The 14,190-nt window shown below is 55.9% G+C and carries 13 protein-coding genes; 9 read left to right on the top strand and 4 right to left on the bottom strand.

Annotated elements, in window-relative coordinates; all coding sequences use genetic code 11:
• Positions 1 to 242 precede the first annotated feature (242 nt).
• Genes MWU51_RS13025 through MWU51_RS13010 form a run of 4 tightly spaced genes read right to left on the bottom strand, consistent with a single transcriptional unit; the run spans position 243 to position 5,696 of the window.
• On the bottom strand, positions 243 to 3,332 hold the full coding sequence (locus tag MWU51_RS13025) for an efflux RND transporter permease subunit (RefSeq protein ID WP_247037733.1): 3,090 nt from the start codon (positions 3,330 to 3,332) through the stop codon (positions 243 to 245).
• Positions 3,329 to 4,687 carry a hypothetical protein gene (locus MWU51_RS13020; protein ID WP_247037731.1) on the bottom strand — a complete coding sequence of 453 codons (1,359 nt, stop codon included), beginning with the start codon at positions 4,685 to 4,687 and terminating at the stop codon, positions 3,329 to 3,331. Before MWU51_RS13020 ends, MWU51_RS13025 begins: the two co-directional genes overlap by 4 nt.
• Positions 4,684 to 5,289: a TetR/AcrR family transcriptional regulator gene (locus MWU51_RS13015; protein ID WP_247037729.1), complete on the bottom strand. Its 606-nt coding sequence runs from the start codon at positions 5,287 to 5,289 to the stop codon at positions 4,684 to 4,686. The genes MWU51_RS13020 and MWU51_RS13015 overlap by 4 nt, the downstream gene beginning before the upstream one ends.
• A complete protein-coding gene (locus MWU51_RS13010; protein ID WP_247037727.1) occupies positions 5,286 to 5,696 on the bottom strand; it encodes a hypothetical protein in 411 nt (136 codons plus the stop codon). Before MWU51_RS13010 ends, MWU51_RS13015 begins: the two co-directional genes overlap by 4 nt.
• Before the next feature lie 222 nt (positions 5,697 to 5,918).
• Here MWU51_RS13010 and MWU51_RS13005 point away from each other — a divergent pair, with 222 nt between their 5' ends.
• From MWU51_RS13005 to MWU51_RS12965, 9 genes are all read left to right on the top strand, one after another.
• Positions 5,919 to 7,475: an ABC transporter substrate-binding protein gene (locus MWU51_RS13005; RefSeq protein WP_247037725.1), complete on the top strand. Its 1,557-nt coding sequence runs from the start codon at positions 5,919 to 5,921 to the stop codon at positions 7,473 to 7,475.
• A 131-nt stretch (positions 7,476 to 7,606) separates the two neighbouring features.
• Positions 7,607 to 8,587, top strand: a complete 981-nt coding sequence (locus MWU51_RS13000; protein WP_247037723.1) for an ABC transporter permease — start codon at positions 7,607 to 7,609, stop codon at positions 8,585 to 8,587.
• Positions 8,584 to 9,534, top strand: coding sequence for an ABC transporter permease (locus tag MWU51_RS12995; RefSeq protein WP_247037721.1), 951 nt, complete (start codon positions 8,584 to 8,586; stop codon positions 9,532 to 9,534). Before MWU51_RS13000 ends, MWU51_RS12995 begins: the two co-directional genes overlap by 4 nt.
• A 4-nt stretch (positions 9,535 to 9,538) precedes the next feature.
• Entirely contained in the window at positions 9,539 to 10,534 is a 996-nt protein-coding gene (locus MWU51_RS12990; protein WP_247037719.1) for an ABC transporter ATP-binding protein, read from the top strand.
• Positions 10,531 to 11,577 (top strand): oligopeptide/dipeptide ABC transporter ATP-binding protein, encoded by a 1,047-nt coding sequence (locus MWU51_RS12985; protein ID WP_247037717.1) that lies wholly within the window; start codon positions 10,531 to 10,533, stop codon positions 11,575 to 11,577. Before MWU51_RS12990 ends, MWU51_RS12985 begins: the two co-directional genes overlap by 4 nt.
• 15 nt (positions 11,578 to 11,592) lie before the next feature.
• Positions 11,593 to 12,543: a LysR family transcriptional regulator gene (locus MWU51_RS12980; RefSeq protein ID WP_247037715.1), complete on the top strand. Its 951-nt coding sequence runs from the start codon at positions 11,593 to 11,595 to the stop codon at positions 12,541 to 12,543.
• 146 nt (positions 12,544 to 12,689) lie between these two features.
• A complete protein-coding gene (locus MWU51_RS12975) occupies positions 12,690 to 12,956 on the top strand; it encodes a hypothetical protein (RefSeq protein WP_247037713.1) in 267 nt (88 codons plus the stop codon).
• Entirely contained in the window at positions 12,956 to 13,768 is an 813-nt protein-coding gene (locus tag MWU51_RS12970; protein ID WP_247037710.1) for a hypothetical protein, read from the top strand. The genes MWU51_RS12975 and MWU51_RS12970 overlap by 1 nt, the downstream gene beginning before the upstream one ends.
• Positions 13,765 to 14,157, top strand: coding sequence for a hypothetical protein (locus MWU51_RS12965; protein ID WP_247037708.1), 393 nt, complete (start codon positions 13,765 to 13,767; stop codon positions 14,155 to 14,157). The genes MWU51_RS12970 and MWU51_RS12965 overlap by 4 nt, the downstream gene beginning before the upstream one ends.
• Positions 14,158 to 14,190: the final 33 nt, after the last annotated feature.

Below are 14,190 nucleotides of genomic sequence, written 5' to 3'. Positions count from 1 at the left end.
ATGGCGGCGAATTCTGGCGTTTATCATGCAAGCTCGGCGTGACCTTGTTCAAGGTAAATATCTGTTTTAATGCCATTTTTGTCAGGTGAGCGAAATCGAACGAAATGCGGCGAAATCGTTCTGGCCGTTCTTTTAATCAGTGGGTCGAAGGTTCGAATCCTTCACGGCTCACCACTTTTGTCAAAAAATCTGAGTGCTGAGAATCGCATTGAAAACGTATGTTTTTGTGCGGCTTTTGCCAGCTATTTTTGCGCCAAGGTGCTGAGATGCAGGTCATCCAGAATTGCATAGACAGCTGGTAGCACGAATAGCACCACAAGGCTGGCGCTGAGCAAGCCGAAGACCAGGCTGGCCACCAAAGGAATCAGGATTTGTGCCTGTAAATTTGTCTCGGTCAGGATGGGAAGCAGACCAGCCGTTGTTGTGGTCGTGGTCAGGAAAATCGCGCGGAACCGTGCCCGCGCTGCCCGTGCAGCGGCTTGGGATACGTTGGCGACGTCGTCGTGTTCATGCTTGATGAAGTCCACCAACAGGATTGAGTTGTTGACCACGACACCGGCAAGAGCGACGAAGCCCAACATGCTGGGCATAGAGAAATCAAGCCCCATCGCCATATGTCCGAAAATTGCACCGGGCAAGGACAAGGGTATTACGAGCATCACAACAATCGGTTCGATATAGGATCGAAACAGAAAACTTAGCAGCAGAAAGACACCCAGAAGTCCGATGATGAACCCTTTGAGCATGGATTGCTGCGTTTTTCCGGCCTCGGCGTTTTGGCCTTCAACGTCTAGCGTGACTGTGGGATGGCGTTTCAGGAAGTCCGGCACAAATCGTGTCAACGTGTCGCTGACAATGGCGTTGGCATTTGCGATGCGGGTGTCGATGGCGCCTTGCACCGTAACCGTACGAATCCCGTCTTCGCGGTTGATCCGGCTGTAGCCCTGGCCGATCTCGACATCGGCGATCACAGACAAGGGCACGTAGGATCCGTCGGGGCGTGTTACATTGAAGCGGTCGAAAACATCACGTTCCCTGCGCTCCGGGGTTCCGAACTGAGCAACAAGCTCGACAAGGCTGCCGGCAATCTGCATTTCACTGATTGTGGTGCCCAGATAGGCTGCGCGCAACTGATCTGCGACCATCGCTGCGGTGATCCCCATGGGCCCGGCAGCGTCCTTCAAAGTGATGCGCAGCTCTCGTTTGCCGGGGCGCAAGTCGTCTAGAATAGAGGTGACGCCCTGATACTGCCACAGCCAGTCCTGCAATTCGATCGACGCTGACTTGAGTGCCACAAGGTCGTCACCTTTTAAATGCATGTCGATTGCGATCCCTGCCGGACCGATGGTGCTTTCATCGTATTTCAGACTGACAACGTCTGGCACTGGGCCAACCGTATCGCGCCACAAGGCCATGATTTCGTCAGGTGTGCTGATACGTTCGGCCGATGGAAGAAGGTCAACGCTGAGGGTCACAACATGAGCACCCGTTTCGAACGCATCCCGATTCAGGCCGTAGTAAACGCTGACATGGCGAATCAGGAGTGCGCCGTTGGGTTGTTCTGGGGTCAGGGTGGCATTGACCTGGTTTAAACCAGCTTCAAGTTGCGAGACGACCTGTTCGGTTTGTGACAGGGGCGTTCCCTGCGGTAGAAGCACGCGTGCAACAATGGTGTCGCCATCCAGTTCGGGAAAGGCGGTGAACTTTAGGAAGCCGCCGGCCAGCATGCTGGTCGCGATCAGCAGAATTGTCAGGCTGAGGCCGGCGACGGCGTAACGCCAGCGAATGGTCAGGTCGACGATTGGGCCGATCAGTTTTTCGCGTGCCCAGTCAACCGCAGCTTCCACACGGGCACGCAATCCTGTGTCGTAATCTGCGAGCTCAAGACTGTGGATCAGGTGGTGGGGAAGGATCAGGAACGCCTCGATCAGCGAGACCGAGAGCACGAACAGCATCACAACCGGCACGACGCGCAAAACGGCGCCAAGGTCGCCGGACAGAAAGGCAAGCGAGCCGAAGATCATGGCCGTCGTCCCGAACGAGGCCAGCACGTTGGGAAACACCTGCGCCGCCCCATCTACAGCCGCGTCCAATGCGCTGCGCCCTTTTTCACGCAGGCGTGCGATATTTTCGGCGATCACGATGGCGTCGTCCATCAACAACCCGATCACGATCAGCAGGCCCAGCGTGGTCATCAGGTTCAAAGAATACCCCACAAGCCCCATCAGAGCGACGCCCCCCATGAACGACACGGGCAGACCCATCGCGACCCAGAACGAGAAGCGAAAACCGAAGAACAACCACAGGACAAGGAACACCAGCGCAAGGCCTTGCAGTCCATTGACCACCACCAATGTCAGCCTGTCGCGCACAACAGATACCCCGTCCGCTGTGATCGCAAGCGTAATGCCGGGCGGGGCCTGGGCGCGCTCGGCCTCCAAAAAGGCCTTCAACGCATCCATTGTGCGCAAGCTGTCTTCCGCGCGAGTTTTCGTGATATCGAGGATTGCGGCAGGCTCTCCATCAAAAAGGATGACATCATCATCCTGTGCAAATCCTTCGGATATGTCAGCGATGTCGCCCAAACGTACCTGCCCCCCCTGAGAAGATGACCGAACGATCAAGGCTGCCAGCGTTTCCGTGTCGCGCCGCTCCTCTGCCACGCGGATCAGAAGGGTTTCGGTGGTCGCTTCGATGCTACCTGCGGGCAAGTCGAGGCTTCCGGCCTGAACCGCACGCGCGATATCAGCGACCGAGACCCCGAATTTCTGCAGATCGGCGGAATGCAGGTTTATCTGTAGCTCTCGGGTCGAGAAGCCGCGAATATCGACTTTGGGTATGCCACCCCACCGCAGCATCGCGGTGCGCGTTTGTTCGGCATAGTCTTTCAGATCAGTGCGGGAAATGGGCCCGGTGATAGCCACGGACGCCACGAAGTCGGTCAGACCAAGCGCCCGCACGGTCGGGGCTTCGGCGCGGTCCGGGAAGTCGGTGATCGCATCAATCTCGGATTTGATGTCGGCCACGAAGGTTTGGAAATCGTCGCCCTCGCGCATGGTCACAACAGAACGGGCCAAATTTTCACGCGCTTCGCAGGACTGCCGTTCGATGCCGGTCACCGCGTTCATCGCGTTTTCGACCCGTTCGCAGATCGCGGTTTCAACTTCCTCGGGGCGGGCGCCGGGATAGGGCACGCTGATCTCGACCTCGCTAGGGGTGGCGCGGGGAAAGGTTTCGCGCAGCAGCGTCGGGGCGACGAACAGACCGGCAGCCAGAAACAGGATCATCAGAAGGTTGGCGATGGTCGGATGCGCCGCGAAGAAACGGATCATTGGGTGGCATCCTCCGCCAGCAGACGGTTCATGATGTCAGTATCCGGATGTGGATCCAAAAGCGCACCGTCAATGGTTGGAATTGGTGGGCTAAGGACGACGCGGCTTCCTTCGGCTATGGTTTCTGTGAATAGCGCGATATTTCCCTGCACCAGCTTCGGTTCAGCCGCAACAATGCGTAACCTGTTTTCTGAGTCTGCCAAGAAAACATGGCCATTGTTTAGCGCATCGCGGGGCAGAACAATGCCGCTGATCGGATCTGCGCGCAAAACGATGTCGACGAACATGCCCTTGGTCAGCGGCGGTCGGTTTCCGTTTCCGGCCTGACCATAGGCGTTGTTAACCTGCACGACCACACCGACCGTACCAGTCTCGGGGTCAATGCCGTCACTTATCCGATCCACGGTGGCAGGCCACGTCAGAACTTCATCGCCCAAACGCAGCCGAACGGTTGCCTTCAATCCCAGTTCATGAAGGGTATCGGTCAGCATAGCCGGGTCCATCGGCAAAATTGTTGGCCCCGTTGGCCGATTGAGGACGAGGCTTCGGAAGTCGCTCATCGCGGCCTGCACCTCTACTTCCGCCTGATTGACACCGTCCAGTGTGGCGGCGGATTGACCCTTGTTCAGAAACTGGCCGACCTCGACAGAATGGCTTGCGACGCGGGCAAGAAAAGGTAGCGTCATCTCACTACGCTTCAAGTTCAGTTCAGCAGTTGCAAGGTTAGAGCGATACAACGCGATCTGTTGGGTCTGCGCGGTTCGTTGTGTTGGCAATAGGGCAAGCGTGCTTTCAATCCCCTGCACTTTCTGGCGTTGCGCAAGGTGGGCGGATCGTATCGCATCGCGCGCTGATTGAGTCATTGTCCCAGCCTTGAATAGCGTATCGGCGCGCTGTAGTTCCGCGGTCTTCAGGTCCAGAGCTTCAAGCTCGATAGTGAGGGCGGCACGCTGGTTGGTTTCCGAGACATCAAGTTCTGTCAGACGCGCTTCGGCGGCCCTGATGTTGGCGTTCGCTTGTGCGATCGCAAGATTGAAGTCGACAGGTGACAGCCGCAGCAATACCGATCCGGCAGGCAATATCTGACCGTCGCGCAATGCCGGATTGACGTAGTCAACCGTCCCGCCAACCTCGGCAATGGCCTGATAGGTGCGGGCAGGGGCAACGACGCCAAAGCCGATAAGCGTTGGGGCGATCATGCGTGTTTCCGCTGTTATCACCCGCACGGGATTGGCGCGTTCAGCCAGTTCATGGCGATCAGGCGGTGTACGGGTCGAAATCACAAAGGTAAGGATGGCAATCCCAATCAACGCAAGCGGTAGGGTGATCAGAAGCAGTTTCAAACCGGGTCTCATGGCTGGCGTCCTTCGTGTTCAAAAAGGGACAGTTGCAGATTCAGAAGCCGTTCCCCCTCGTCCAGCAAATGGCTGGTGTCCCGGGTCAAAATAAGGCGCAGCACGAGGCTTTGGATAAGGCCGACCAGAAGGGTGGCACTATCTTCAGGTCGTAGCCCATCGCGCAGTTGCCCAGCCGCGCGAAGCTCGTCGCAGCATGCGATCAATGTATCGCGGAAGCCAAACATGGCAGCCAGAATACGTTGGCGCGTTTCGGTCAGTCGTTCTGTGGGGTCGCGTGTGACCATGATCTCGGGCAATGCGGGATATTCAGTGATCAGATGCAGATGCGACCTAATCATGCGCCGCAACCTGTCGGACGGCGGCCCGCCCGCTCTGCCGATATCAGCGTTCTGGGTGATCCGTTTGCAGATAGTATCTGCGATGGCGCTCCAGATATCTTCTTTCTTGGGAAAATGTTTGTAGATCGCCGGCTGAGTCAGGCCGAGCTGTTTGGCGATCCGACCCGTCGTCACATGGTCGGGTCCGACTTCGAACGCCAGTTTAAGGGTGGCGCTTAGGATTTCGGCTTTGCGATCGCCCGTGAGTTTGCGTTTCATCATCCGCGTTTGGCCCGACTGCGCGTCGTCACGGCAACGACCGTCCAGAACAGGAAACGTAATGAAAGCGCACCGACTGTGCGCATTTCAAATGCGCTGCCGCGAATGATGGTTATGGCAAAAGCCAGTGTGACGATGGCAGTTGCCGCTGCAATTGCGGCCGCAAGCCACGTCGCCCATGTCTTATCTAACCACAAACCAATTGCAGCAACGATATAGGCGAAACCCGCGAGGAAGTTGAACCAGACCACAAACGGAATGTAGTCGCCCGCTGCTTCACGTGCTTGCGCTGCGCCAAACAGCACGTTCCCGCCGGAAAACACCGTCATGAGGCCAAAAACCAGTGCAACCACCGCAATGATTTTTTGTGCGCCAAAGCGGGGGGCGATTTGCGAGGAGTGGGTATTCATCAGGACGACTCCTTATGAAGTTATAGATTTATAACTACGCTCTCTCGGACGCGGTTTCAATACCGAACGAACAGTGCCTTCCTGTTGAGTCAGAAAGCACTCGCAGTTGCCCCCCTCCAGCCCGCTTCATGCGTTCCCTGCATCGGCTATTCGTTATCGGCATTTGCCCTTGTTGCCTCCCTAACGATAGCGTTCCGGTCACAAACACAGGGGAGTAACTCAATGACGAAATTTGTCAGAAGCCTGACGGCTGCGGCCGTCGTGGCGACAATGGCGTCGGCAGCTTTTGCCGAAAACACCGTACGCGTCGCATATGACGCAGACCCGGTTTCGCTGGACCCGCACGAGCAGCTTTCGGGCGGCACGCTGCAACTGTCGCACATGGTCTTTGACCCGCTGGTGCGCTGGACGCAGGATCTTCAGTTCGAACCGCGCCTTGCTGAAAGCTGGGAGCAGATCGACGATACCACCATGCGTTTCAAGCTGAAAAGCGGTGTGAAGTTCCATTCGGGCAACATGTTGACCGCGAATGACGTGGATTGGACCTTTGATCGTCTGAAGCAAAGTGACGACTTTAAAGGTATTTTCGCTCAGTTCACCGATGTTGAAGTCATCGACGACATGACCTTCGATCTGAAAACCTCGGCGCCGTATCCGCTGGTGCTGCACACTGCGACTTACATCTTCCCGATGGACAGCGCGTTCTACACTGGCGAAACCGATGATGGCAAAGACAAGTCGGAAATCGTCAAGCACGGCGACAGCTTCGCATCGCGTAACGTGTCGGGCACCGGTCCTTATGTTGTGTCCGAGCGTGAGCAGGGCGTGAAAGTGGTGTTCGACCGTTTTGCCGACTATTGGGATACCGAAAGCAAAGGCAACGTGGACAAAATCGTCCTGACGCCGATTAAGGAAGACCCGACCCGCGTGGCCGCGCTTCTGTCAGGCGACGTCGATTTCATCGCGCCGGTCCCGCCGACCGATCTGCAACGTGTGGCTGATGCTGAAGGCGTTGATCTGATCACCATGCCTGGCACCCGGATCATCACGTTCCAGATGAATCAGGAACGTGTCGAGGCGTTCAAGGATGCTCGCGTTCGTCAGGCGATTGACTATGCTGTGAACAACGCCGGTATTGTTGATCGCATCATGCGCGGCTTTGGCACGGTTGGTGCGCAGGCAAGCCCCGCTGGCTACCTGGGTCACGACCCAGCTTTGACACCGCGTTTTGATGTGGAAAAAGCCAAGGCTCTGATGGAGGAGGCTGGCTATGCTGATGGCTTCTCGATCACGATGATGGCGCCGAACAACCGCTATGTGAACGACGACAAGATCGCTCAAGCCGTGGCCTCGATGCTGGCTCAGATCAACATCAAGGTTGACCTGCAAACCATGCCGAAAGCGCAATACTGGCCCGCGTTTGATGAACGTGCGGCTGATATGATGATGATCGGTTGGCATGCGGATACCGAAGATTCCGCCAACTTCCACCAGTTCCTGACGGCGTGCCCGGACGAAGCAACCGGAAACGGTCAGTATAACTCGGGCAATTACTGCAACGAAGAAGCAGACGCTTTGATGATCGCCACGAATACGGAAACCGACCAAGCCAAGCGTGGCGAGATGCTGCAGAAGCTGGAAGGCATTCTGTATGAAGAAGCGGCATTCATTCCGTTGCACTGGCAGAACCTTGCTTGGGGTTCCAAGTCGGGCATGAACTCGGGTGAGATCGTGAACGCGCTGAACTTCCCGTATTTCGGTGACCTGGTTGTAGAATAAGCGAAACTGCAACCGGGCTGGCGTTTGTCGCTGGCCCGGTTTGCCATGTGGTTGCGCATTCCCAAGCTGACAATCCCTGTTCGCGGGTCGGGAAAAACGCAACGCCACCCTAATCGAATAAGGTAGCTAAGATGTTTGCCTATCTCGTGAAGCGAGTTTTTCAGGCGATAGCCGTGATGTTTGTCATCTCGTTGATCGCTTTCGCCATTCAGGGCAACCTGGGTGACCCTCTGCGTGAGTTGGTCGGTCAATCCGTATCCGAAGAGGTCCGCCAGCAGTTGCGGGATGAGTTGGGGCTGAATGATAGCTTTCTGACCCAATATCTTCGATTTGCCGGCAATGCGCTTCAGGGGGATCTGGGCACATCCTATTTCTTCAAAGAGCCCGCGCTTGATGTGATCATGAAGAAGTTGCCAGCCACGCTTGAGCTTGTGCTGGGTGCCACGATCATCATCGTTGGCCTGTCCATTCCACTGGGCGTTTATACTGCCATCCAGCCCGATACGATCCTGAGCCGTGTCATCATGGGTCTGTCGATTGTCGGTATCTCGATTCCTGTCTTTTTGACCGCGATCCTAATGATTTTCGTGTTCTCGGTGAACTATGGCTGGTTTCCGTCCTTCGGTCGCGGCGATGTCGTGCATGTCTGGGGGTATTGGGAAACGAATTTCGCCACTGCTGATGGGTGGATGCATATCATTCTGCCGTCGATTGCGCTGGCGTCGATCATGTTGCCGCTTTTTGTCCGCTTGATCCGGGCCGAGATGATGGAAGTACTGCAATCCGAGTATGTCAAATATGCCGTCGCCAAAGGTATCAGACCCTGGCGTATCTATTTCGTTCATGCGCTGAAAAACACTCTGCTGCCGGTGATTACAGTTGGCGGGGTGCAGATCGGAACGATGGTAGCCTATACCATCCTGACCGAGACCGTGTTCCAGTGGCCGGGTATGGGTTTCATGTTCCTTGAGGCGGTCAACCGCGTCGATACGCCCTTGATCGTGGCCTATCTGATTGTGGTCGGCTTCATCTTCGTTGTGACCAACACAATTGTCGATCTGATCTATGGATTGGTGAACCCAACCGTGAACCTTGCGAGGATGGGCGCATGAGCACCGAGACCGTTTCCCCCCGCGCAGAACCTTCGCGCTGGTCAAAGATCGTAAACTCCAACATGGGTTACAGCTTTCGGCGCAACCCGGTCGCTGTTGTCAGCCTGATCATCTTCGTGCTGATCGCCGGGGCGGCGTTTCTGTCACCGCTGATTGCGCCATATGATCCCTATGATCCGGCGCAGATCGATATCATGAACTCGGAATACCCCCCCGCGTGGATCAACGGCGCGCTGCCTGAATTCGTCTTGGGAACGGATGACCAAGGTCGCGACCTTTGGTCTACTATTCTGTATGGCACACGTTTGTCACTTCTGATTGGTATATGCGCTGTGGCGCTGCAGGCATTTTTAGGCATCACTATTGGGTTGCTTGCGGGTTACATCGGCGGACGTCTGGACAACCTGCTGATGCGACTTGCAGATATTCAGTTGTCGTTCTCGACGCTGATGGTTGCGATTATTTTCCTGGCTGTGACGCAGGCGATGTTTGGGTCCGAAACATTTAATCAGTATGCTGTCTTTTTCCTGATCGCGGTGATCGGGGTGGCCGAATGGCCCCAGTACGCCCGCACGGTGCGTGCCACGGTGTTGGCCGAGAAGAAGAAGGAATATGTCGACAGCGCGCGTGTGCTGGGTTTCGGCCCCGTGCGGATCATGGTGCGTCATATCCTACCGAATTCGCTGTCTCCGATCTTCGTTATTTCGACTGTTCAGGTGGCCAACGCGATCATCTCGGAAGCATCGCTGAGCTTTCTGGGTCTGGGAATGCCGCCCAGCCAACCCTCGCTTGGGTCACTGATTTCGTCGGGGTTCGATTACATTTTCTCGGGCAGTTGGTGGATCACCGTGATCCCCGGTGTTGTACTGGTTGTGCTTGTGCTCGTGATCAACCTGCTGGGCGACTGGATGCGCGATGTCCTGAACCCGAAACTCTATAAGGGGTAACGCGATGTCTTTGCTTTCTGTGCGCGACCTGACCGTCAAATTCGCGATGCGCGATGAAACCGTCACCGCGTTGAACGGCATTTCCTTTGACGTCGCCAAGGGCGAACGTCTGGGTATTGTTGGCGAAAGCGGTGCTGGGAAATCCATCACCGGTTTTTCGCTGATGAACCTGATCAGCCGACCCGGCTATGTCGATCGCGGTGAAATCCTCTTGGACGGAGAGGATGTCGTGAAGATGAGCGACAAGCGCCTGCGCCAGTTGCGCGGCGACAAGATGGCAATGATCTTTCAGGATCCCATGGTGACGCTGAACCCAGTGTTGACCATTGGACAACAGATGATCGAAACCTTGCTGGCCCACCGCAAGCTGAGCCGAGAGGAAGCCAAGCAGATCGCCATCGTCAAGCTGCGCGAGGTCTATATTCCGTCGCCCGAAGAGCGGCTGGGCCAATATCCGCATGAGCTTTCTGGTGGGATGCGTCAGCGGATCATCATTGCGATTGCACTTTTGCTGGACCCGGAACTGATCATTGCGGACGAGCCGACAACTGCGCTGGACGTGACCATTCAGGCCGACATCATGGAGCTGCTGTTGGAGCTGTGCCAGTCGAACAAGGTTGGTCTGATTCTAATCACCCATGACCTTGGTGTGGTCAGCCAGATGACCGAGCGGACACTGGTCATGTATGCTGGCCGGATCATCGAGGCTGGGCGCACGCGCGAAATCATTAACGATCCACAGCATCCCTACACTCAGGGGCTGATCAACGCATTGCCACAGCAAACCCTGCCAGGGCATAAACTGCGTCAGATCCCCGGCAACATGCCATCATTGACGAACATCCCGCCAGGTTGTCCATTCAATCCCCGGTGTGAATTTGCAACCGATCTGTGCCGCAGCAAATTGCCAGAAGTCATTCAATATGGCGAGGTTCAAGTGGCCTGTCACGAAGTAGAACGGCTACACGCCGAGGGTGCACGACAGGAGCAGAACGCATGAAGGACTTGAATGCTCAGACCCCTCTGGTCGAAATCAAGGGATTGGAAAAGCGGTTCGATCTTGATCAAGGCTTTCTAGAGACCCTCAAATTTCGAAATGGTCGGCTGACACGCGAAACTCGTGCTGTGCATGCGGTGAACAACGTGACGCTGGATGTGAATCGGGGTGAAGCGCTGTGCGTTGTCGGAGAAAGCGGCTGTGGTAAATCCACCGTTGCCCGTCTGGTGGCCGGACTGCTGACACCGACCAAAGGCGAGATTCACTATGACGGGTCGCGCATCGACAACCGGTCGCGGTCTGAAATGCAGCCACTTCGCAAGAAGATCCAGATGATCTTTCAAAATCCTTACGCGTCGCTGAATCCACGAATGACCATTCGACAGGCGTTGGAAGAGCCCGTGAAGCATCACTTCCCCTCTTTTTCTGCCGCAGAAGTACGCGACAAGGTGACCGAAGTGATGATGTCCGTCGGGGTCGATCCCAGCTGGGTCAAACGGTATCCGCACGAGTTTTCAGGCGGTCAGCGACAGCGGATCGCAATTGCCCGCGCCCTGACAGTAGATCCCCAGTTTATCATTGCCGATGAACCGATCAGCGCGCTGGACGTGTCCATTCAGGCGCAGGTGTTGAATCTGATGCTGGAAGCCAAGGAAAGCCGCGGCCTGACCTATCTTTTCATCACCCACGACCTGAGTGTTGTCGAACATTTCGGCACACGCGTGGCCGTGCTCTATCTTGGAACTGTCTGTGAAGTAGCCGACACGGCCACCCTGTTTTCCAATCCAAAACATCCCTATACTCGGGCTTTGTTGTCCGCTGTTCCGCAGCTCAAGGATGATCGTCCGAACCATATCCGCCTGAAGGGCGAGATCCCGACGCCGATCAACATGCCGCAAGGTTGTCCCTTCCAAAGCCGCTGCGCTTTTGCGAATAACAGATGTAGGAGTGAACAGCCGAAAGCTATTCACCAACCCGACGGCAGTCTTGTGGCTTGTCACGCTGTTGAAGAAGATCGGTTGGATGAGGATGTGATCGGCGCCTGATACGGACCCGCGTCGTTGGATATTATTTGGCTCAGAGATTTCGAGGCGTTGGTTGCGTGCAAAAACTTCTCGCGCGCAGCAGAAGAACGCAATGTCAGCCAGCCTGCGTTCTCGCGGCGCATCCGTGCGCTAGAGAACGAGATCGGCGTGCGGCTGATCAATCGTGAAACCCTGCCGCTGGCCTTGACCCCTGCGGGCGAGGTCTTTCTGTCGCAGGCTCGAATCATGCTACGCACCTACGAGGAAACAATCGAGCGTTGTCAGACGATTGATTCGGCAAGCGAGAATGTCATTCGCTTCGCCACTTCGCAATCGTTGTATATGACCCACTACAAGAACCTGATCGCCCCACTGGCCAGCAAAGGTGGTGTAGAGACTGACCTGAACTCGACCTCGTGGGCGGCGGATCAATTTGTCAGCGCGCTTCAGCAAAGCTATTGCGATGTCATCCTGACCTATTGGCACCCGTCGATGCAGTTTCTTGGGCCGTTGGAGGTCGCGAATTTCGAATATCTGACCCTATCTGCAGATCGGTTTGTTCCAGTGTCGCGCACCAAACCGGGTGGCGGACCGGAGTTTCAGTTCAAAACCGGCAGTAAAGACGCGATGCCTCTGTTGTCCTACGGAGCCGTTTCTGCCTTACGTGCCGTTCAGGACTTCGTGCTGGAACAAGCCATCACGCCGCAAAAGATGCTGATCGTGAACCAGAATGCGTTGGCCAACAGTGTGAAAGCGATGATTCTTGAGGGGTTCGGCATGGGATGGCTTCCGCTGAGCTTGTGTAAGGCCGAGTTGGCCGAAGGTCGGCTTGCCATTGTCGAAGAGCGGTTGGCGACCGACTTGGAGGTGCGTGTGTATCGCGACCCGAAGAACAAAAAAGGCACACTGCATGAGCTTTGGGCACAATTGCAGCTGGAACAACAGGTGCGAATGCACCGGCGGCCCAAACGCGGCGCAGCTCTCTAACCAATTTAGTTAACAGACCGTAACGGCCACGTGCAGGTGCGTTAGACGGTCTCAACCTTGTCTCCATAGGACTCTGACAAACAGCAGCCGCCGTCAATGTGTTCAGCATAGCGGTGCGCAAGGTGCCAAACTGTCAGGAGCATATGATGACAAACCCTTTTGAGAACCGTTCGCTTTCCCTGCGTGGGCCTGCAACCGATATGGCGCCAGTCACGCCGTCAGATGCTCGTGATCTGATCAACGTTGCCGTCGCGCTCTATGTTGAAACTGGGGGTGCCATTGCTTTTACTTCGGTGGCCGGGCATGACCGCATCGTCGTGGTAGGAAACAACGCAATTCTTCCTGTAGGGGTCAGTCGGGTTCTGGCCACCGGCACGACAGCGACGGGCATCCATGCCTTTGTGCTCGTCTGATGATGGGATTGGGATATGATATTCCGGCGCTTGCCTTGCGCCGAAGGGTGTCGTCAGCGCCTGCACCGTTTTCACCGGCATCTCTGTCTCCGTCGATGTTTTTTGATCCCTCACAGGTCGCAGCGCTGTATCAGGATGATGGAGGCACTTTGGCTGTCACATCCGACAATGAACCGGTTGGGCTGTGGCAGGATTTGTCCCCGAATGGACACGATCTTAGCCAAGCGATCAGTGCCGCCCGTCCGACATACCGGACCGATGGTAGCTTTCATTGGATCGAATCGGATGGTGTTGATGATGGGTTGATGACAGCGCCGGTATTCGATGTAAAAAATCCGGTCACAATGGTCTTGGGGTATCAGATGCTGTCAACCTCAGGAACGGCGCGGGTGAACATTGCCGAGATCAGCAAGACCAGCACCAACGGTATGTCGGTCGGGGTGAGGCCCAATATCGACCGGCTCCAGTTTTACAGCCGCATGTCGCAACACGGCGTATCTGCCAGCAATGTTGCATCCCCTACTATCTGGGGGCAGCACGAGAAGCATGTTGTCACTCTGCAAGCCGCCTCCGGCCATGTGACTGTCCGGCTGGACGGGACGCCTGTCATCGATACGGCGCAGAACCTGACACAGCAATCAATTTCAGCGCAGCCACTTCGTGTCGGTCTTGGCTTGGTAACGGCAAGTATTCCGGGCGCGTTTCGACTTTTCGGATTGCAGGTTTGGGCGTCGAACGCGATCCAGCCTACCGCATCGCAGATTGATGAACTGGAAACTTGGCTTGGCGCTAAAATGGGAGTCTCGCTATGACCCTTCGCATCACCATTGCCTGTCCTGAGGGGTTAATAGCCCAAGCCAATCAGTTTGCGCTTTGTGTTGGGAATGCACACGCTGACGCGCAAACATTTGGGCCTGCGGTGTGGAAAAGTGCGTCGGGCGAAAGATATGCGTTGGCTTCACTTCTTGCCGGTTCCCAGTTTCCCTCGGTGGCGGGTTCGCCGCTTGAAGCACCGGAATACGCGCCGGACGCAAATATTGCCGAAGCGTCGAACGCACAAGCTGCGTTGCAGATTTGGTCGCCGATGTCACAAGACAGTTTTCCAGAGGTCGGACCAGATCGGCTTATTGCGATTGTTGGGTTGGAGGCTGGCCTGGCCATTCCACTTCTTGGCCTGTCACCCGTTCCAGTAGAAGATTAAGCTCGTCTTTCTGTCCGGTTTTTTGCTTGGGCA

Source organism: Aliiroseovarius sp. F47248L, assembly GCF_023016085.1.
Taxonomy (GTDB): domain Bacteria; phylum Pseudomonadota; class Alphaproteobacteria; order Rhodobacterales; family Rhodobacteraceae; genus Aliiroseovarius.
Note: the sequence above shows the minus strand (reverse complement) of the source record. Positions and strands in the feature narration are given on the sequence as shown.